Here is a 20,350-nt window from a genome sequence, read left to right on the forward strand (position 1 = left end):
CCGCTGCGGTGCGGGCGCAGCAGGGAGACAGTTGAGGACAGGGGCGTGGATAATTTTACTTCCCGTTGAAAATCAGTGCAGAAGGTATGGTGCATAAAATCTACTTGGCATATTCCGCGAATCCTTTATTTTTGCCAACGACCGGGTTTTGCTAAAAGATTTAGTAAGGGGCCGGGGTCAACCCCACCCCAACGGTTTAATCATCAACAGGTTAACAGTCAGACTTATGGCAGAAAACAAAGAGTTGTTCAACACCTATACGGAGGATTCCATCCGCTCGCTCGATTGGCGCGAGCACATCCGCCTCCGTCCGGGTATGTATATCGGCAAACTGGGAGACGGCAGCAGTCAGGACGATGGCATCTACATCCTGATCAAGGAGGTGGTAGACAATAGCATCGACGAGCATATGATGGGCTTCGGCAAGCAGATAGACATCAAGGTGACGGAACACGCCGTGACGGTGCGCGACTATGGCCGGGGCGTGCCCCTGGGCAAGGTGGTGGACGTAGTGAGCAAGATCAACACCGGCGCGAAATACGATAGCAAAGCATTCCAGAAATCAGTGGGGCTGAACGGCGTAGGTACCAAGGCGGTCAACGCCCTGTCCAGCTACTTCAAGATCTCCTCCATGCGCGATGGCCGCGTGAAAGTGGCCGAATTCGAGCGGGGCGTGCTCACGAAGGAACATAAGGAAGCCGATACGAAGGAAAGCAACGGCACGCTCGTGACCTTTACGCCGGACGATACCGTTTTCAAAAACTACCATTACATCCCCGACTTCCTGGAGAACCAGATATGGAACTACTGCTTCCTGAACGCGGGGCTCACCATTCACTTCAACGGCCAGAAATACCTGTCCAAAAACGGGCTGCTGGATTTGCTGCAACGCAAAACCAACCCGGACGATCTGCGCTACCCCATCATCCACCTGAAAGGGGAAGATATTGAAGTGGCTATCACCCACGAGAACCAATACGGCGAAGAATATTACTCCTTCGTGAACGGACAGCACACCACCCAGGGCGGTACGCACCTGGCGGCGTTCCGCGAAGCGTTCGTGAAAACCCTGCGCGATTTCTATAAAAAGGATTACGACGCAACCGACATCCGGGCCTCTATCTGCGCGGCCATCGCCGTGCGCGTGCAGGAGCCTGTGTTCGAAAGCCAGACCAAGACCAAGCTCGGATCGCTGACGGTCTCCGAAGGCGGACAGTCGATGAAAGCCTTCGTGCTTGAATTCCTCAGCAAACAGCTCGACGATTACCTGCACAAGAACCCCGCCGTCGCCGAATCCCTCAAGAAACGCATCGAGCAAAGCGAGCGGGAGCGGAAAGAACTGGCAGGGATTAAGAAACTCGCCAACGAGCGCGCAAAAAAAGCGAACCTCCATAACCGCAAACTGCGCGACTGCCGTTTCCATCTCAACGAAGAAGCTACCGGCAAACATAAAGACGAACAGGAGACCAAACAGCGGGAAACCACCATCTTCATCACGGAGGGCGACTCCGCGAGCGGTTCCATCACCAAGTCCCGCAACGTGGAAACCCAGGCCGTATTCAGCCTCCGCGGTAAACCGCTGAACTGTTACGGGCTGTCGAAAAAGATCGTGTACGAGAACGAGGAGTTCAATCTCCTCCAGCACGCCCTTAATATAGAAGAAGGGCTCGAAGGCCTGCGGTACAACAATATCGTCATCGCCACCGATGCCGACGTAGACGGTATGCACATCCGCCTGCTCATGCTCACGTTCTTCCTGCAGTTCTTCCCCGACCTGGTGAAGAACGGGCATATCTACATCCTGGAAACGCCCCTGTTCCGCGTCCGCAACAAGCAGCAAACCATTTACTGCTACAGCGAAGAAGAGAAACAGAAAGCGGTGAAGAAACTGGGCAACAAACCGGAGATCACCCGGTTTAAAGGTTTGGGCGAGATCAGTCCGGAAGAATTCGGGCAGTTCATCGGCGACGATATGCGCAAATCGCCCATCATCCCGTCGCAGGAAATGCCGGTCGCCAAAATGCTGGAATATTACATGGGCAAGAACACCCAGCACCGCCAGGATTTCATCATCAGCAATCTCCGGCTGGAGAAAGACCTGGTGGAAGAAACGGCGGAAGCGTAATTATAAAGAAGAAGACGAATACCGACAATGATATTGCATATTGTATTCGGGCAGTCGAGCGTCGCCAACCTGAAAGCGGCCTTCGAGCTGGACCCGCAACTGGAAGGGGAGATTTTGTGTTACGAGGACGATCTGGCCGTGGGCCCGATCTTCATCCTCGACACGCCGGACGGGCGCGTTGCGCGCCGCGACTGGTGGAACGACCTGCAAGACATTACCCTGCCGCCGCCGGCAGAAGGGGAGCAGGTCCCCGTACCGGAGGATCCCGTTCGCAGCCTCAAGGCACGCCTGCGCGAGGAAGAAGAACTGGTGATCTGGATATGGGCGGGCCAAAACCCGACCGATGTTTGCGGGTATTACTGGCTGATCAGCCAGCTCGACCGTTTTTCGGGCCGCATCCACCTCATCTACCTCAACAATCTGCCTTTCCTCAACGAGAAGAACGGCGTGTTTTACCCTACGCACCTCAGCCAGATATTGCCGAAAGAATACCTGAAGGCAAAGAAACTGGCGCGGGAAGTGTCTTTGGCGGAATTCGAGCTGGATGGCGACGAATGGCGCCGGTTGATGAACGAGAACGCAGGCGTACGGCTGCTGGAAGGCGGAAAGAAGATCCGCGGAGAGGCGGCGACATATTACGATAAAGAGCTGCTGGCCGCCACGGGCAAGGAGTTCGCGAAAGCGGGCAAGTCGGCCTCGGCGGTGATCGGCAAAATGAAATATCCCGTGATGGACCATTACCTGAACTGGCGGTTGAAAGAGCTCGTGAAGGAAGGGAAACTGGAAGCGCGCGGGGAGCTGAAGACATTAAAAGATTACGAGATCAGGCAACCGGGCGGCGGAGGCGAATCCGAAGCGGCAGCACCGGAAACCGCAGAAAATGCATAACGATGGCACAGCCGGATATACAGCCGTTGCGGCAGATCGGGAAAGATGACCGCGGAAGCGGATATGAATGGGAAAGTTTCCGTACCGGAACGTTCCTCCTCTGCTACCGGAACGCCGGCAGCAGCAGCGGGCAGCATTATCACCAGGGGAAATCCGATTACAAGAACCCCGAGATCCTGTACCTGCTGAGCGGCACCGCGGAGCTCCACTGGTGCCCGCTCGAAGAATCCGATATCCGGATGGATACGATCGTGGCCCCGGCCAGGGTGGAAATACCCGTCAACGTCTGGCACCAGCTGATCGCCGTCACCGATTGTTCCTTCATCGAATTGAATACCCTTAACGACGTGCATATCGATTCCGTGCGCGTTTGGCGGGAAGACTTCGAGGCCGGGAAACGTTAGTTTTTACTTTTCTGAATCAAGCATATGAGCAATACAAAAGAAACACCGGACGAATCACTGCATGGCGCAGCGCACGTAGACGAGAAATACAAGGATTGGTTCCTGGACTACGCCTCGTACGTTATCCTGGAGCGCGCGGTGCCAGGCGTGGAAGACGGGCTCAAACCCGTTCAGCGCCGCATCATGCACGCCATGAAGGAAATGGACGACGGGCGTTTCAACAAGGTGGCCAACGTGATCGGGCAAACCATGCAGTACCACCCGCATGGAGACGCCTCCATCAGCGACGCCATCGTGAACCTCGGCCAGAAAGAACTGCTGATCGATATGCAGGGCAACTGGGGCGACGTGCGCACGGGCGACGATGCCGCCGCTGCCAGGTACATCGAGGCACGCCTTTCGAAATTTGCGCTGGAAGTAGCTTTCAACGGCAAAACCACCGAATGGCAGCTGAGCTACGACGGCCGTAAGAACGAGCCGCTCGCTCTGCCCATGAAATTCCCGCTGCTCCTCGCGCAGGGCGCGGAAGGCATCGCCGTGGGCCTCAGCACCAAAATCCTCCCGCATAACTTCATCGAACTGATAGACGCCTCCATCAAATACCTCCGCGGAAAGAAATTCGAGCTGTATCCCGATTTTCTCACGGGCGGCATGATCGACGTGGCCAACTACAACGACGGTAAACGCGGCGGCAAAGTCCGCGTCCGCGCCCATATCGAGGAGAAAGACAAAAAGACACTCGTCATCAAAGACGTACCGTACGGCGTTACCACCACCGGCCTCATGGATTCCATCGTGAAAGCCAATGACAACGGCAAGATCAAGATCAAGAAGGTGATCGACAATACCGCCGCCGATGTGGAGATCGAAGTGCAGCTGGCGCCTGGCATTTCGCCCGACATCACCATCGACGCGTTGTACGCTTTTACAGACTGCGAAGTGTCCATCTCCCCGAACGCCTGCGTGATCGTTGACGATAAGCCCCTTTTCCTCGGCGCTTCCGACCTGCTGCGGCGCTCGGTCGATTTCACGAAACACCTCCTGCAGCGGGAACTCGAGATCCGCCTCGCCGAGCTCGAAGAAAAATGGCACTACACTTCCCTCGAAAAAATCTTCTTCGAAAAAGGGATATACAAAGAGCTGGAAGAAAAACATAAAGACTGGGAAGCCGTACTGGTGGCCATCGACAAGGGATTCACACCCTACAAGAAACAGCTCAAGCGCGAGATTTCCCGGGAAGACATCGTGAAGCTCACCGAAAAACCGGTGCGCCGCATCTACCGCCTCGATATCAACGAACTGAACGAACAGATCAAGGCGATCGACGCCGATATCAAACAGGTAAAGCACGACCTCGCCAACCTGACCGATTTCGCGGTATCCTACTTCGAAGGCCTCCAGAAAAAATACGGTAAAGGCCGCGAACGGAAAACCGAGATCAAAACCTTCGATACCATCCAGCAACAATCCGTCGCCATCGCCAACACCAAAATATACGTGAACCGGGCAGACGGGTTCATCGGCACCTCGCTCAAAAAAGACGAGTTCGTGGCCGATTGCTCCGATATCGACAATATCATCGTTTTCCGCCGCGACGGCGTGATGCTGGTCACCAAAGTGTCCGACAAAACATTCGTGGGCAAAGACATCATTCATGTGGATGTGTTCCGCAAGAACGATGAGCGCATGACCTACAACATGATCTACACCGACGGCAAAACCGGCTACAGCCTGGCCAAACGCTTCAACGTTACCGGTATCACCCGCGATAAGGAATATAATCTCACCAAAGGCGAAAAAGGTTCCAAGGTGCATTATTTCACCGCAAACGCCAACGGCGAAGCGGAAGTGGTAACGGTGAAACTCAGCGCCAATTGCGCCGCCAAGAAGAAGGAATTCGATTTCTATTTCGAGACCATTCCCATCAAAGGCCGTAGCTCCATGGGCAACGTGGTGACCAAATGGCCCATCCGTTCCGTGAAGTTCAAGGAGAAAGGCGTTTCTACCCTCAGCGGACTGAAAATCTGGTACGATGATGCCGTGGGCCGCCTGAACACAGACCAGCGCGGCGTGTTCGTGGGCTCGTTCGAAGGGGAAGACAAGATCGTCGTGTTTTATAAAAACGGGACGTACGAACTGACGAACTTCGAACTGACGAACCGTTTCGACGCCGAACAGGCCATGTACATCGAGAAGTTCAACCCGGAAAGGATCGTTTCCACCGTGTATTTCGATGCCGACAAGAAACAGTATAACGTAAAACGTTTCAAGATCGAAACGCAAACCCTCAACAACAAGTTCTCCTTCATCAAGGAAGGCGCCCATAACCATGTGGAGCTCGTGACCACGCAGGCAGAACCCGTCGTGATCCTCCGCACAGGCAAGAAGCGCGACCCCGAAGAAGAAGAAATCTCCCTCCACGAAGCCTATGAAGTGACCGGCTGGCGCACCGTAGGCAACAAGATCGCAGGAGACGATTTCGTGAACATCGAGCTCATCACCGAAGACGAAGAAGCTGAACAGGAAGACGATGATGCCGGGAACGTTCAGGGTGAATTGTTCTGATAATCAATCATTTAGTATGAAGGCGCAAGGGCAGCGAAACCCTTGCGCCTTTTTTGTTTTTATCCAGTCAGACGTTTGGGACGAACGGATTGGCCGAATGCAGATTTACCGCTATATTCGGTAAGGGCTTACCTGCCCGGCCTGACATTTTCAAACCTGTATTCTATTTCTGACCCTGGAAATTTCGCCCATGAAGAAATCACCCCTTTTATTTCCATTGCTGGTGCTGGCGTTATCGGCATCCGCGCAAAAATCGCCCAACAAACCTGCCAATATTTTCATGTCCAAATTGCCGAACGGTTTGGAGCTATTGGTGCTGGAAGATCGCTCCGTGCCGCTGGTAACCATTGAAATGGCCGTCCGCAACGGATCTTACACGGAAGACAACGAGTATAACGGCTTGTCGCACCTCTACGAGCACATGTTCTTTAAAGCCAACAAAGACATTCCCTCGCAGGAGAAATACCTCGAACGCGTGCAGGAGCTCGGGATCTCGTTTAACGGCACCACCAGCCAGGAGCGCGTCAATTACTTTTTTACCCTCGGCAGCAAGGACCTCGACAATGGTCTACGGTTCATGAACAGCGCCATCCGCTACCCGCTGTTTTTGCAGGAGGAAATGAAGAAGGAAAACCCCGTGGTAGACGGCGAGTTCCAGCGCGCGGAATCCAATCCGGCCTGGGCGCTGTTCGACAAAGTGAACCACAAAACCTGGGGCGCGCATTATTCCCGGAAGAACCCCATCGGCGACCACGACATCATCCTGACCGCCACGCCGGAGAAGATGCGCATCATCAAAGACAAATATTATTATCCCGATAATTCCATCCTCCTCGTAGCTGGCGATGTAAAGCATGAAGACGTTTTCCGCCGCGCGAAGGAAGTGTTCGGGGATTGGAAAGCGGCCGGCTTCGATCCGTTCCAACGCTGGCCTATCCCTGAATTCGAAACGCTGAAAGGCAAAGACAGCCTGCATTTCGTGACGATCAGCCCCAATGCCAAGGTGCCTATTTTGCTGCAGGTATGGCATGGCCCGGATACGCGCAACGACCTCAAAGCCACGCTGGTGGCCGATGTGTTTTCGTACATCCTGTCACAGAAAAACTCCCGGTTCCAGAAAAACCTCATCGACAGCGGGTATGCCCTCAACGTAGGGATCAGCTACCAGACGGCCAAATTCGTGGGGCCGATCCAGGTTTTCTGCGTGCCGAACCCGGCGAAATTCAAGGAATCGTTCAAGGCGCTGGCCAGGGAGATCGCGCAGTTCGACAGCGACGATTATTTTACCGACGAGCAACTGGAAACCTCGAAGATCAAGCTGGCCAACAGCGAGAAATTCAATATGGAAGCCACCACCGACTACATACATTCCCTGAGCTTCTGGTGGGCTTCGGCAACGCTGGATTATTATTTCGATTATATCGCCGAACTGAACAAGGTGACGCGTAAAGACATCCAGGACTATGTCCGCAAGTACATCAAGAACCAGCCTTCCGTGGCGGGTTTGCTGCTGAGCCCGGACATGCAGAAAGAATGGAACGTAACCGACCTGGACGCCTTATACCGCTAACCTTATAAATACCGAACATGAAACGAATTATCTATATCATCCTGTGCGTTTGCGGCGGTACGCCCCTGTTTGCCCAAACCACGAAAGAGTTGCAGGTAGACGGGATCAAAGTGATTTTCAAGAAGACGGAAAAATCCGTCGCCACCGTAAACCTCTGCATCCGCGGCGGCGCCGCCAATATCACCGAGGCACAGCAGGGTCTGGAGCCCCTGGCGTTGCGGACCGCGCTGAACGGAGGTACGGCTTCCGTGAACAAAGACGCGCTGTCGGCCGAACTGGAGAAACTCGGGACCGAGTTTTCCGCCGGCGCTAAGAACGACTTTACTTTTATGACCATGACCTGCCTGCGCGACAATTGGGACCGCAGTTGGGCGCTGTTTTCCGATGCCGTGCTGCACCCGGTGATGGACGAAGGCGAGTTCAAGCTGGAGCGCGACCGCATGGTGTCTGGCGCCAAGCAACTGGAAGCCGATCCCGATCAGTTCCTCCGCATCCTGGCCGCCCAGCAGCTGTTTGCGGGAACGGACTATGCGAAGCGCGTGAACGGTGTCCCGGAAACCCTGGAAAAGCTCACGCTCGCCGATGCGAAGGATTTTTACAAGAAACTCCTCGGCAAGCAGCGGATTTACCTCGTAGTGGTCGGTAACCTGGATGAGAAAGACATTGCTGCGAAAGTAAAGAATACCCTGGCGGCGCTCCCATCCGGCGAAGCCCCGCGCAAGCCTACGGCCGCTGCCATCAAGCCCGGCGTGAATATTTCCGACCGCCAGCTGGCCACCAATTACATCATTGGTTTCGGGAACGCGCCGAAATACTATTCGCCCGACGGGCCGCTTTTCCAGTTTGCCATGAGCATTCTGTACGATCGTTATTTCGTGGAGCTGAGGACGAAGCGAAGCCTGTCTTACGCCCCGGCCGCCGGCTACAACAACGCATTTATCGAAACGCCGGCCGCACAGCTGTATATCACGACGGTAGACCCGAAGCAGTCGCTGGAGGTGATGACGGCTATCATCAACGACGTGAAGGAAAACGGATTCAAGCCGAAGGAGATCGAGAACAAGAAAAAATCGTACCTCACGAATTACTACATGACCAACCAGAGCAGCGGCGCGCAGGCTAATGTGATGAGCACCTGCGAGGCTTCCGGCAACTGGCGCATCTTCGACGAGATCAATACCCGTATCGGACAGGTGAAGACGGAAGATGTGAACCGCGTTTTCGGGAATTACCTCAACGAGGTGCAATGGACCTACCTCGGAAATAAGGATAAAGTGGCGGAATCGGATTTCAAGCAACCGGCGCCGGCGAAACTGCCCGCTTCGAATGTGAAGAAGCCGAAAGATTAAGGGAATTCAAATTGCTTATACTGCAGAATCCGCCGCAATGGCGGATTTTGTGCTTTAGAACGGGACCGCAGGGGAGAAGTAGGAATCCATCAAGAAAGCGGTGAGGAGCTGTTTGGTGCGATGGAGATGGAGTATTCAATTAGCTTTTTTCATTATATTGTGCCTATGAAGCAGTACACATGCATGTTTGCGACCCTGTTGGCTGTGGCTTGTGCTTCGTCTGACAAGCAACCGAATGAAATCCGTGAGATCCGGGCAACGAGCGAAGCCGTGCTGGCTACGATCGAAAAAAAGGACAAGAAGGCCTTCCGCGAGTTGGTGGGCGTGCCGCTGGATCAGATCGGGGAATCGGAAGCTACGCTGGCCCGGAAGTTCGACCGGATTTGCCGGGTGTATGAAGAATATGCGCCGAAAGAAAGGCCGCCGGTTTTTGTGACCGACTCTGTTTCAACATACAATAAACGCGTCGTTTTTATTCCCATTTACAGCGGGAAAGGAATGAAAGGTTCGGTAGGACAGGTAAGGCTGATGCTGCTCTTCGGCCCGAAGTCGCATTACCCGTTCAATAAGATCTCGGATATCGAGCTGCATGTTTTCAACCACGAAATGAACGAGCTCCCGCTGCCGGATGCGGAGCTGCCAACTCCCTGATGCAAAGCTGAAACCCTTACTATCGCCGCAGTGTGCGACGCAACGGCGGTTGAGCTGCGCACCTGGCCGGATCATAACAATGATTCAATTCCTGCAATCTATTGGAAAATGTACTATTGATGCTTCGCTATTTGGAATAGCGCCACGGATGGTTAATTCTTTTTCTTCTTTTTCGCGTTTTTCTCCGCCTGTTTCGCGGCTTCTTCTTCCGCTATTTCATCGTAGGTTTTGGGTTCTTTCAGGTTCGATTTGCTTTTGTCGAAAGGCACGCCCACCGGCACTTTGCCTTTCTCCAGCGCGTCGTGGAATATTTTTTCTACGTGCACCCATTTGCCGGCCTGCCATTTGAAGCCTTCGTAGTCCATATCCGGGACGAGCGTGTGTTTTTTGGTTTCTTCGCCGGTTTCGGAAATGAGGTGGTCGTAAATGATAAGATTGGCTTCGGGGTTCCAGTTGAGGCTGGCGGCCGCGTCGCGCTTGTATTCAAGGATAAATCGGTTGCGCGTGGGCTTGCGGACGGTATCTTCCACGAAACTGAAATAGGGGCCGCCGAAAACGGGCACACTGTCTTTGAACGTGAGCATTTCCGCGATCTTTTTCTGGCTGCGCATGTTATTGGCATCCCAGCCGAACAGCGTGTAGTATTCGGCGTTAAAATACCGCCGCTGGATGATGGCGTAGTAGAGGCATCCGTACCATCCGTGGTGATTGGTGACCGTATCCGTATTGGTGGTAAAGTCTGAATTGTCGAACAAGGGAAACAACTTCAGGGAGCCGTCTTTCGTGTTCATCTGGATCACGCCGAAGTGGCGGAACGTGCTGTTGTCGTTTTCCAGCGGCCAGGTAAAGATGCGGAAGGTACTGTCTGCCGGGTAGACCTTGGCCATGGTGGTCAGCGAATCGAACGGGTAGTAGAAGGAATACGGTGTTTTGAGGGCTTTGACGAGCGCGGGGATGAACGCATCGTTTCTCGTGCTGCGCACTTCCTGTGTTTTACCGTTGATGATCTCGTAGCTCATCGCGCGCAGGGAATCCTGCCGCTTTTCGAGCTCGGCGAAGCTGGCTGCCGGAAGCTTCTGTCCAAAGGCGGCAGCGGCGGAGCATATGGCGATTATGAGGAAGGTGGCTTTCATGATACTAGACTTATTTAACCCCAAAAGCATCGATTTATTGCAGGGATTCGAGCGTTTTTACGAAATGGCCCCAGGAATACAGCAGCTTTTGCTCCCGGATAAAGGCGTCGAAACGGCCGGCCGGTTGCTCCAGGAACCGGAGAATACCGTCTGCAATGGCCGTTGGATCAGGCTGCACGACGTATCCTGCCTTCCCGTCCGGCACAATTTCCGGGAGTCCGCCCACATCGGTGACCAGCATGGGCTTTTCGAAATGGTAGGCCATCTGCGAAATGCCGCTTTGCGTGGCGGTACGGTAGGGCTGGACCACCAGGTCGGCCGCGGAGAAGTAATATTTCACGTCGGCATCCGGGATGAAATCGCTGACGATTTTCACGTTGCCGCCAATGAGCGGTTCGTATTTCTTCCGGTCTTCGTAGAATTCCCCCGCCACCACGAGCCGCAGGTCCCCAATGGCGCGGATGCGGGGATCGGCCATGGCCTGCAGCAGGAGGTCGAGCCCTTTGTAATGCCGGATGAACCCGAAAAACAGAAGGTATTTTCCGTGCTCGTCCAGACCCAGATGGCGGCGCGCTTCCGGCGCCGGGAGCCTATCGCCGAAATGGTCGTACACGGGATGGGGGGCGTATGCGGCGGGTTTATCGGTGAGCTGGCGGATATCGCTCAGCACTTCGCGGCTGAGGGTGATGAACGCGTGGCAGCTGTTCACGAAATACCTGGTGAGCACGGCATCTCCCGGCCGTTTCTCGTGGGGGATGAGGTTATGTACCAGCCCCACGATGCGGGAATGCCCGTTCTTACGGATGATGCGCGCCAGGCTGCCGAGGCTCATGGCCATGAGCGGCATCCAGAATGCGACGATCACCATGTCTGGCCGTTGCCTGCGGATGGCGAGCCCCGTTTTCCGCCAGTTCAGCGGGTTGAGGGAATGCACGCTCCGTTTGATGCGAAGCCCGGCAGGAGCGGGCGCCGAAGTATATTGTTCTTTCCCGGGGAACATAAACCCGGGATACTGGAAAGAGAACGTATGGATATCCACCTCGTGCCCCTGCGCGATAAGCTCACGCGCCAGCCGCTCGTTGAAAGCGGCAAGCCCTCCCCGGATAGGGTGGGCGGGACCGATGATGACGATTTTCTGCGGAGCAGCCATCAGTCTTCGTTTTCAAGGATTTCCTCCACGAGATAGGAATTGCGTTCCGGCGCGTTGCGCGCAACCAGTTCGGCAATGAACCCCGTGAGGAACAGTTGCGAACCGATGATGAGGAGTAGCATGGCGAGGAAAAACAGCGGCCTTTCCGTCATTTTGTACTGCATCCAGAATATCTTGGCCGTGGCCAGGTACCCCGCGATGATAAACCCGATGAGGAAAAAAAGTGTGCCCAGTGCACCGAAAAAGTGCATGGGCCGTTTCCCGAAACGCCCTACGAAAGTGATGGACGCCAGGTCGAGGAAGCCGTTGATAAAGCGCTCCAGCCCGAATTTGGTGGTGCCGTATTTGCGCTTGCGGTGCTCCACCACTTTCTCGCCGATGTTGCGGAACCCGCTCCACTTGGCGATCACGGGAATATACCGGTGCATCTCCCCGTATACTTCGATGGTTTTTACCACCTTTTTACGGTACGATTTCAAACCGCAGTTGAAATCATGCAGTTTGATGCCGCTCATCTTTACGGTGGCCCAGTTGAAGAGCTTCGAAGGGAGGTTTTTGGTCAGCGTATTGTCGTAGCGCTTCTTCTTCCAGCCGCTCACCAGGTCGTACCCATCGTCTACGATCATGCTGTAGAGGCCGGGGATTTCGTCGGGCGAGTCTTGCAGATCGGCGTCCATCGTGATGACCACGCGGCCCTGGGCCTTGCGGAAACCTTCGTTGAGCGCGGCCGATTTGCCGTAGTTGCGCTGGAATTTGATGCCTTTGACGTTCGGGTTTTCGTGGGAAAGCTGGCGGATCACGTCCCACGACTGGTCGGTGCTCCCGTCGTCCACCATCCATACTTCATAAGAGAAGCCGTTGGCTTGCATGACGCGGTCGATCCATGCCGCCAGTTCGGGCAGCGATTCTTCTTCGTTTTTTAAGGGAACGATTACGGATATGTCCAGGTGTTTCATTTCTTTTTGGCTAAGGCGGCTCCCAGCAAAGCGGCAACAGTACCGGGGAGCACGTACAACATGAGGATGCCGGACAGCACGGTTACGGGGAAGGCTTGTTTCAACCGTTCGAACTCTTCCGCATGGGTTTCAGGCATATTGGCCTGCGGGCCCATGGCGATCATGTCCTGGATGAACTGTTCCTTGTAGCCGGGCATCATCATCGCGAAGATCATGAACAGCGCAGCGAAAACGACGGTAGCGGCGGCGGTGGTGCGGAACCCCGTGCCGAAAACCTCTCCGAAGCTTGCTTTGTGGTCCATATCGCGGGAAAAGCGCAGGCAGGAAGCCACTACGGCCACCACCAGCACGCCCAGCGCGATGATGCGGAAAAAGATATTATTGGAGCTGGCGCCGGTAAAATGTTGCGTCAGCAGCAATGCGAAATTGATGCCTGCGGCCAGAAGGCCGAAGCGGAGATGCGTTTTGTTCTTCATGACCGGAACCAGAATTTTTGTTGACGGATGATGCCGGTTACGCTGCCTTTCGCGGGCTTGCCGAGGAAAGGCGTGTTGCGGCTTTTGGACTGGAAGCGGTCGTCGCTCTGCGTATATTCCGTTTCAGGCTCGAAAATGGTAAGGTTGGCAGGAGCACCTTCGGCGATGGGGGATACCGTTTGACCGAATATGCGCCTCGGATTGTCTGACAGCAGTTTTACCAGCCGGCTCATTCCCAGTTCGGGCAAAGCGGCGCGCAGCGCGGCGAAAGCCGTTTCCAGGCCGATCATGCCCGGTTTGGCATATTCGAACTCCACCTGTTTGGCGTCCCAGTCCTGCGGCTGGTGATGTGTGGCGATGCAATCCACCGTGCCGTCTGCCACGGCGGCGCGCAGCGCGTCCACATCGTCTTGGGTACGTAGCGGCGGATTCACTTTCAGGAAGCTGTCGTACGAAGCCATGTCCGCGTCCGTGAACAGCAGGTGGTACGGCGTTACGGAGCAGGTAACCTGCAGCCCGCGGGCTTTGGCGGCTGCGATGAGGCGAATGGATTCCCGGGTGGATACGGCAGTTACATGGAGGCGGGAACCGGTATATTCGAGGAGGTCGAGGTCTCGCTTGAGCATGATCTCTTCGGCGATGGCCGGTTTGCCGGGCATGCCGAGGCGGGTGGAATGGATGCCTTCGTGCATGAGGCCGTGACCGGAGATGGTCATGTCGTCAGGGATCTGGATCACCGTGCCGTCGAACGCTTTCACGTACTGGAGCGCCTTGAGCATGAGGCCCGACGACTGCACAGGTTTGAGCCCGTCGGAGAAGGCCACGGCGCCGGCTTCGCGCATTTCGTACATTTCCGCGAGGGAAGCGCCTTCCAGCTTTTTGGTGATGGCGCCTACCGGCAGCACTTCCGCCACACTGCTGCGGGCGGAGCTGTGCACATAAGCGATCTGCGATTTGGTATCGATCGCCGGCTGCGTATTGGGAACGATCATGACGGCCGTGAACCCGCCAGCTGCCGCGGCGAGGGCGCCGGATTGCAGATCTTCCTTGTATTCCTGTCCGGGATCGCAGAAATGGGCGAAAACGTCCATCCATCCGCCGGAAACGTGCAGGCCGCTGCCGTTGATCACGGTAGCGTTCCCCGGTGTAATTTCATCGGCGATGGAAGCGATCACGCCATTCTCGATCAGTATATCTTTTCGTTGCCCGTTAAAAGGCGATTGTTCAGAAACGATGGTCGCGCTTTTCAGTAAAATTTGCATCTTTTGATTTTATCCCGTGCAAATGTACGCATAATTGTGACCGGATGTATAGCGTACGGGGAGCGGTTGTCAACAGTTTTTTGACAAAAAAACACAGAAAAATTTGTGAAAATGAAAACATTCGTTACTTTTGCATCCCGTCACAAACAAACGGACCGGAAGTTCGGGACGTAGCGCAGCCCGGTAGCGCACTTGCATGGGGTGCAAGGGGTCGCTAGTTCGAATCTAGTCGTCCCGACGAACTTTAAAAAAGCTATCTCTTTCAGAGATGGCTTTTTTGTTTTCAGGATATTTAAATCCTTCCTGCACGCTTCGGTCCTGGGCAAATTAATGTCGATCCCAAATGCGCCATCCCGCATCTTCCCGATGAGAAAATCCGTCCTATAATTGCTTGCACATTACGCCTGTTCCTGCCTGGTTGTTATAAACGAAAAAGGCCCCCATCCAGGAGCCCTTTCGCGTTACAATTTATTTCCCGCTTATTGAAAAAGGTGCGCAATCTGCACTTGCTGTCCGCGTTTTATGGATATGTCCACGATCCTGTTCCCGTATTTTACTTTACATGGCGTACCCGATCTCGATAGTATCGCCGCCTTCGCCAGTTTTCCATCTTTCCATTGCATATCCACGACAAAATTCCCCCGGGCCACAAGTCCCTTCACATGTCCATTTCTCCACGCTGCCGGTAACGCCGGCAGCAATTCGATGAAATCTTCATGGCTCTGCAGCAGTATCTCCGTCATCCCGGCGATCACGCCGAAGTTGCCGTCTATCTGGAAAGGCGGACATGCGTCGAACAGGTTAAAGTACGTGCCGCCGCCATCGTTGTACCTGGTATCGGTTGCCGAAGTGGGTCGCAATTGATTGTTCAATATGGAAAGCGCCCGATTGCCGTCGTGGAGGCGCGCCCAGAGCGCTATTTTCCAGGCGTACGTCCAGCCAACGCCCGCGTCTTCCCGGGCTTCCAGCGATTTTCTGACCGCGGCGGCCATTTCGGGCGTTTTGTTGACGGTTATTTCGTTGCCGGGGTAAAATGCGAACAAGTGCGATAAATGCCGGTGCAGCGGCTCGACTTCCTGGAATGGCTCCGCCCATTCCAGCAACCTGCCGTCTGGCCCGATTGCGGGGCGCGCCAGGTTAGCTTTTGCTGCCGCTACTTTCGCGAGGAAATCATCGTCTTTCAATCCCAGTATTTTCGCGCTTTGCAAGGTGTTTTCAAAGAGGTTGAAGATCACCTGTTGGTCGTGAGCCGGGCCCATGCTGATTTGCGCATTGGAGCCGTCGGGCGCTTTGAAGGTATTCTCCGGCGAAGGAGACGGGCCGGAAACGAGTTTCCCTGTTATCGGGTGCTTCACCAGCCAGCCGAGATAAAAGTTGCTGGCGTCTTTCAACAACGGATACGCCTTTGCGAGGAAAGCGTGGTCACGGGTAAAGGCATAATGTTCCCAAACGTGCTGCATGATCCAGGCGCCACCGCCGATATGCATCCCCCAGCTGGCGCTTTCCCCGGGCGAAGTATAGCCCCAGACATTGGTAATGGGATGCAGCGCAAAACCTTCGATCCCATATTGGATCCGGCCCGTTTTTTTACCAGGCTCAGACAGCATGGCGATCAGGTCCATGAGCGGAACATGGCATTCCGATAAATTGGCGACTTCCGCCGGCCAGTAATTCATCTGCACGTTGATGTCGGTATGGTAATCGCCGTTCCAGGGCGTCTGGACCTTGTTGGCCCAGATTCCCTGCAGGTTCGCGGGCAGCCCGCCCGCGCGCGAAGACGAAAGCAGGAGGTAGCGCCCGAACTGGAAGTACAGCGGGTATAACACCTGCTCATTTTTGCTATCGAAGTTTTTTTTCAGGAGCTGATCGGTGGGGATATCGTTCGGTGCCCCGTCCAGCTGAAAATCCACCCGTTTCATCATTCCGCTGAAATCGGCGATATGCGCCTGTTTTAATTTAGCGTAAGGTGTTGCTACGGCAGCCCTGGTGATGGCCTCCAGCTCCGTTGCGAAACCGGGATTGTGAAAGTCAGGATAATGTTGCCTGTAGCTGGTTTTGGCGGTTATGAAGAGCGTGACGGCGGTGGCGTTCCTGATCTGCAGCCGGCCGCCGGCCGCTTTTACCGTACCGCCGGTGAGCACGGGCGATACGTAGGTTTTGTACCGCATACCTTCTCCGCCGCGCCCATCGTTCATCACGCCTTCCATCAAAAGGGTATTGCCTTTGGTGGTAGTGGTATATCTTTCCGGCCGGTCGATGGAAACATCGAAATGGATGGCGCCGGGCTTGCTGGCCGTTAGCCGGACCACGAGCGCTTTTGCAGGATGACTGGCAAAAACTTCCCGGGTGAAGGTGACGCCGTCCTGCGTAAACCGGCTAAGGGCGATACCGTTCATGAGGTCAAGTTCGCGGTAATAATTGGTATAGGGTTGGCGGGAAGGGAAATCGAGCCAGAGGTCGCCCAATGTCTGGAAGCAACCGAAGGGCACATTGGCGCCGTTGCCGTGGCCGGAGCCCTTGCCTTTGGTGATTTGCGTTTTATTGGTCAGTTCCGTGGCTTCCCGGTATTTTCCCTGGAATAGCAATTCCCGGATCTGCGGCAAGTGCTTCGATGCTTCGGGGTTGTCGCCTTCATCCTTACTGCCGCTCCACAACGTCATTTCGTTGTGCTGGATGCGTTCCTTGTTCACATCGCCGAAAACCATGGCGCCAACGTGCCCGTTCCCCACAGGCAGGGCTTTCAGCCATTCGGGGTCGCTTACCCAGCCGTCGGGATTGTCTTTCACGGCCGCATTGGCCGGTGTTGTGTACCAGACCTTGCCTGCCTTGTTGTCTTGGGCATAAGCCGCTGCGGCCAGCAGGAGGCATACCAGTTGTGCGCACAGCCATCTTTTATACAGATACATGTGATGCTGTTTTTGATTTTGGACGATAAACGCTTGGAAATTCCTATAAAAGTAGGGGTATCCCGGAAAAATGACTGCCATTCCATTGACCGGTTCCGGCGGGATATTAGCAGGCGGGCGATCAGTTTTCCTGAAATCCGCCGGCCGAAGACAACTACGGCGCTGCCGTTTCCCGCATCGGCGACATCGATGCGGAAATGACCGTCGTAACAGCGGAGATCGCCCGGCTGAAAGCTTTGCTGGACAGGTATAAGCTCAATGTGAGCTATACGGTCGTCACTGCATCGTACAACGGCCGGATGGTACGGCGAACGGTGGAAGTTGGACAGATGATCGACGCGGGTGAAACGCTGGCCTTCATCGTGAACGACGAAACCGACAAATGGATGGTGGCCAATTACAAGGAAGCGCAGGTGGCGAACATGCATATCGGCGATTCGGTGAAAGTGGTGGCGGATGCCTACCCCGAGCAGGTGTTCAGGGGAACGATCATTTCCCTTTCTCCCGCAACGGGTTCCGGTTTTTCCCTGCTGCCGCCGGATAATTCCACGAGCAACTACGTCAAGATCGTACAGCGCGTTCCGGTGCCGGTCAACCCCGCCAGGTCTTTGCCCAATATTACGACCTGCTAACGGGCGGGAGAATGTTCATCATCCAATAACCATTGCATTTATATTTTCTGTAACTTCCGGTGTTCATATACGACTCCAAATAAAACCTTTTTCCATGGGCATATTCGACTTTATCAAAAATGAGTTCATCGAAGTCATCGACTGGGTGGATGACACTACGGATACCGTGATCTATAAATTCCCCGACAAGGGAGACAAGATCATGAACGGCGCTCAAATGACCGTGCGGGAATCGCAGGTGGCAGTGCTCATGAACGAGGGCGAATTCGGGGATATGTACCTGCCCGGCCGGCACGAGCTCACTACCAGCAACATGCCCATCACCACCACGCTGAAATCGTGGAAATACCTGTTCGACTCGCCCTTCAAAGTAGATATTTACTACGTAAGCACACGGCAGTTCACCAACCTGAAATGGGGGACTTCCAACCCGGTCATTGTCCGCGACCCTGAATTCAAACAGGTGCGGTTGCGTTCTTTCGGGACGTACACCATGCGGGTAACCGATCCGAAGAAGTTCATCAAGGAATTTGCCGGCACCCATCCCTGGGTGCGCGTGGAATCGGTGAGCGAGCAATTGCGCAACGTGATCGTCAGCAAACTGGCGGAAGGCCTGGCCGAAGCAGGCGTGTCTGTGCTCGACCTGTCCGCTAATTTTACCGAGATCGGGGAGAAACTGAAGCCGGTTTTCCAGAAGGAATTCGACATCTGGGGCATTGAGCTGGGGCAGTTCTTCATCGAAAACGTCACGCTGCCGGAAGAAGTGGAGAAAATGCTCGATAAAACGACGCAGCTCAACATGATGGCCGACAAACTGAACCAGTTCAACCAGATGCAGGGCGGTATCGCATTGGAGAACCTCTCCAACAACCCGGGCGCCGCCGGCATGGCGGGCATGGGCGCAGGCGTGATCCTCACCAATATGCTCCAGCAGCAGCAACAGCAGCCGGCTGCGCCGCAGGCCGCACCCGCAGCCGATCCCAACGAAAAGCAAAAGCTACTGGACCTCCTCAAACAACTGGGCGAACTGAAAGCCCAGGGCATTTTGACGGAAGAGGAATTCAACCAGAAGAAAGCTGAAATCCTCGGTAAATTATAAACTTCCGCATCGGCCGGAGCGGGCACCGAACCCGGTCCGGCCGTTCAAATTCAATACAGTCGCCGTTCTCCGATCTCACGCAAACTTTAAATGGATTCCAAGACCGCCAACGCTCCCTTACTACTGTTTCCCTGTCCGGGATGCAATGCCCAATTGTATTTCAACCCAAAGCTGCAAAAGCTCGTCTGCGAACATTGCGGCACGCAGGTAGACATCGACAAATCCACCGATCACATCCGGGAGCATAACCTGCGCCAGCAGTTGCAGGCCGGTAATGATGCGTCGGTGACCGTGGAGCAGCGGGTGTATAAATGCAACCGCTGCGGGTCGGAATCGGTTTTTATGTCGGAAACGCCCACGTTTACCTGCAGCTTCTGTAACTATGAGGCGGTAAACCCGGAAGCGTATAAAACGCGGGTCATCCAGCCTTCTGGTATCGTTCCCTTCAAGGTCGATAAGCAACAATCGCTCGGCATCTTCAAATCCTGGATCGGCAAAGGGTGGTGGGCGCCGGGAGACCTCCAGCAAATCGCCAGGCATGATGCCTTGCACGGTATTTACCTGCCGTTCTGGACCTACGACGCGCAAACCCATAGCAGCTGGACCGGATACGGGGGCCGTTATTACTACGAAACGGAATCTTACACCGATGCACAGGGAAAACGCCAGACCCGCACGGTGCAACGCACGGAATGGATTTACCGGAGCGGCACTTTCGATCACTTTTTTGATGACATCCTCATCGGCGGCGCCACCGAGCTTTCGCAAAAGGAATACGAAAGCGTGTTTCCTTACCAGCTGGAAGAATTGGTGAACTTCGACGCGCAATACCTGTCTGGCTGGGCGGCCGATGTGTACGACGTGGCCGTGCACGACGGATACACCAAAGCCGAAGCCATCATGGACGATTTCATCGAAAATGCCTGTGCTGACATGTGCCGGATCGATACTTACAAAGATTTACGGGTCAACACCACGTACGCCGATCAAACCTACAAGCACATCCTGCTGCCGATCTGGCTTTGCACCTACGTCTATAAAAAGAAAACATACCATTTTCTTGTGAACGGTCAAACCGGGAAAGTGCACGGGAAGAAACCCGTTTCGGGATGGAAAGTAACGCTGGTAGTGCTGGTGGTGCTTGTCATCATACTCATTTTTATCATGCTGGGGCAGCAATAAAC

At 54.7% G+C, this 20,350-nt stretch carries 16 protein-coding genes and 1 tRNA gene; 11 read left to right on the plus strand and 6 right to left on the minus strand.

Annotated features, from left to right (window positions below; translation table 11 throughout):
- Window positions 1–226: 226 nt before the first annotated feature.
- From ACQKLP_RS11790 to ACQKLP_RS11820, 7 genes are all read left to right on the plus strand, one after another.
- Window positions 227–2,125: a DNA topoisomerase IV subunit B gene (locus ACQKLP_RS11790; protein ID WP_427322947.1), complete on the plus strand. Its 1,899-nt coding sequence runs from the start codon at window positions 227–229 to the stop codon at window positions 2,123–2,125.
- Window positions 2,126–2,152: 27 nt separating this feature from the next.
- Window positions 2,153–3,013: a DUF1835 domain-containing protein gene (locus ACQKLP_RS11795; protein ID WP_427322948.1), complete on the plus strand. Its 861-nt coding sequence runs from the start codon at window positions 2,153–2,155 to the stop codon at window positions 3,011–3,013.
- A 2-nt stretch (window positions 3,014–3,015) separates the two neighbouring features.
- Window positions 3,016–3,417: a hypothetical protein gene (locus ACQKLP_RS11800; protein WP_427322949.1), complete on the plus strand. Its 402-nt coding sequence runs from the start codon at window positions 3,016–3,018 to the stop codon at window positions 3,415–3,417.
- Window positions 3,418–3,441: 24 nt separating this feature from the next.
- Entirely contained in the window at window positions 3,442–5,982 is a 2,541-nt protein-coding gene (locus ACQKLP_RS11805) for a DNA gyrase/topoisomerase IV subunit A (RefSeq protein WP_427322950.1), read from the plus strand.
- A gap of 190 nt (window positions 5,983–6,172) precedes the next feature.
- Window positions 6,173–7,552, plus strand: coding sequence for a M16 family metallopeptidase (locus ACQKLP_RS11810; RefSeq protein ID WP_427322951.1), 1,380 nt, complete (start codon window positions 6,173–6,175; stop codon window positions 7,550–7,552).
- Between the two features lie 17 nt (window positions 7,553–7,569).
- A complete protein-coding gene (locus ACQKLP_RS11815) occupies window positions 7,570–8,901 on the plus strand; it encodes a M16 family metallopeptidase (protein ID WP_427322952.1) in 1,332 nt (443 codons plus the stop codon).
- A 165-nt stretch (window positions 8,902–9,066) separates the two neighbouring features.
- Window positions 9,067–9,552 (plus strand): hypothetical protein, encoded by a 486-nt coding sequence (locus ACQKLP_RS11820; RefSeq protein WP_427322953.1) that lies wholly within the window; start codon window positions 9,067–9,069, stop codon window positions 9,550–9,552.
- 152 nt (window positions 9,553–9,704) lie between these two features.
- Here the strand turns inward: ACQKLP_RS11820 and ACQKLP_RS11825 are convergent, their stop codons facing one another.
- Genes ACQKLP_RS11825 through ACQKLP_RS11845 form a run of 5 tightly spaced genes read right to left on the minus strand, consistent with a single transcriptional unit; the run spans window position 9,705 to window position 14,529 of the window.
- Window positions 9,705–10,685 carry a hypothetical protein gene (locus ACQKLP_RS11825; RefSeq protein WP_427322954.1) on the minus strand — a complete coding sequence of 327 codons (981 nt, stop codon included), beginning with the start codon at window positions 10,683–10,685 and terminating at the stop codon, window positions 9,705–9,707.
- Window positions 10,686–10,719: 34 nt separating this feature from the next.
- Complete coding sequence (locus ACQKLP_RS11830) at window positions 10,720–11,835, minus strand: glycosyltransferase (protein WP_427322955.1); 1,116 nt, start codon at window positions 11,833–11,835, stop codon at window positions 10,720–10,722.
- On the minus strand, window positions 11,835–12,791 hold the full coding sequence (locus ACQKLP_RS11835; protein WP_427322956.1) for a glycosyltransferase family 2 protein: 957 nt from the start codon (window positions 12,789–12,791) through the stop codon (window positions 11,835–11,837). Before ACQKLP_RS11835 ends, ACQKLP_RS11830 begins: the two co-directional genes overlap by 1 nt.
- Complete coding sequence (locus ACQKLP_RS11840; RefSeq protein WP_427322957.1) at window positions 12,788–13,267, minus strand: DUF4199 family protein; 480 nt, start codon at window positions 13,265–13,267, stop codon at window positions 12,788–12,790. The genes ACQKLP_RS11835 and ACQKLP_RS11840 overlap by 4 nt, the downstream gene beginning before the upstream one ends.
- Window positions 13,264–14,529 (minus strand): dihydroorotase, encoded by a 1,266-nt coding sequence (locus tag ACQKLP_RS11845; protein ID WP_427322958.1) that lies wholly within the window; start codon window positions 14,527–14,529, stop codon window positions 13,264–13,266. The genes ACQKLP_RS11840 and ACQKLP_RS11845 overlap by 4 nt, the downstream gene beginning before the upstream one ends.
- Before the next feature lie 164 nt (window positions 14,530–14,693).
- Between ACQKLP_RS11845 and ACQKLP_RS11850 the strand changes: the two genes are divergently transcribed.
- A tRNA-Pro gene (locus ACQKLP_RS11850) sits at window positions 14,694–14,767 on the plus strand.
- A gap of 241 nt (window positions 14,768–15,008) precedes the next feature.
- Here ACQKLP_RS11850 and ACQKLP_RS11855 read toward each other — a convergent pair.
- Window positions 15,009–17,435 carry a glycoside hydrolase family 95 protein gene (locus ACQKLP_RS11855; protein ID WP_427322959.1) on the minus strand — a complete coding sequence of 809 codons (2,427 nt, stop codon included), beginning with the start codon at window positions 17,433–17,435 and terminating at the stop codon, window positions 15,009–15,011.
- Between the two features lie 197 nt (window positions 17,436–17,632).
- Between ACQKLP_RS11855 and ACQKLP_RS11860 the strand changes: the two genes are divergently transcribed.
- The 3 genes from ACQKLP_RS11860 to ACQKLP_RS11870 all read left to right on the plus strand — a co-directional run bounded on the left by ACQKLP_RS11860 (window position 17,633) and on the right by ACQKLP_RS11870 (window position 20,348).
- Window positions 17,633–18,067, plus strand: a complete 435-nt coding sequence (locus ACQKLP_RS11860; RefSeq protein ID WP_427322960.1) for an HlyD family secretion protein — start codon at window positions 17,633–17,635, stop codon at window positions 18,065–18,067.
- Window positions 18,068–18,161: 94 nt separating this feature from the next.
- Window positions 18,162–19,166, plus strand: a complete 1,005-nt coding sequence (locus ACQKLP_RS11865) for an SPFH domain-containing protein (protein WP_427322961.1) — start codon at window positions 18,162–18,164, stop codon at window positions 19,164–19,166.
- A gap of 90 nt (window positions 19,167–19,256) precedes the next feature.
- On the plus strand, window positions 19,257–20,348 hold the full coding sequence (locus ACQKLP_RS11870) for a hypothetical protein (protein WP_427322962.1): 1,092 nt from the start codon (window positions 19,257–19,259) through the stop codon (window positions 20,346–20,348).
- The last annotated feature ends 2 nt before the right edge of the window (window positions 20,349–20,350 follow it).

Source organism: Chitinophaga sp. NPDC101104 (assembly GCF_050277495.1).
GTDB lineage: Bacteria > Bacteroidota > Bacteroidia > Chitinophagales > Chitinophagaceae > Chitinophaga.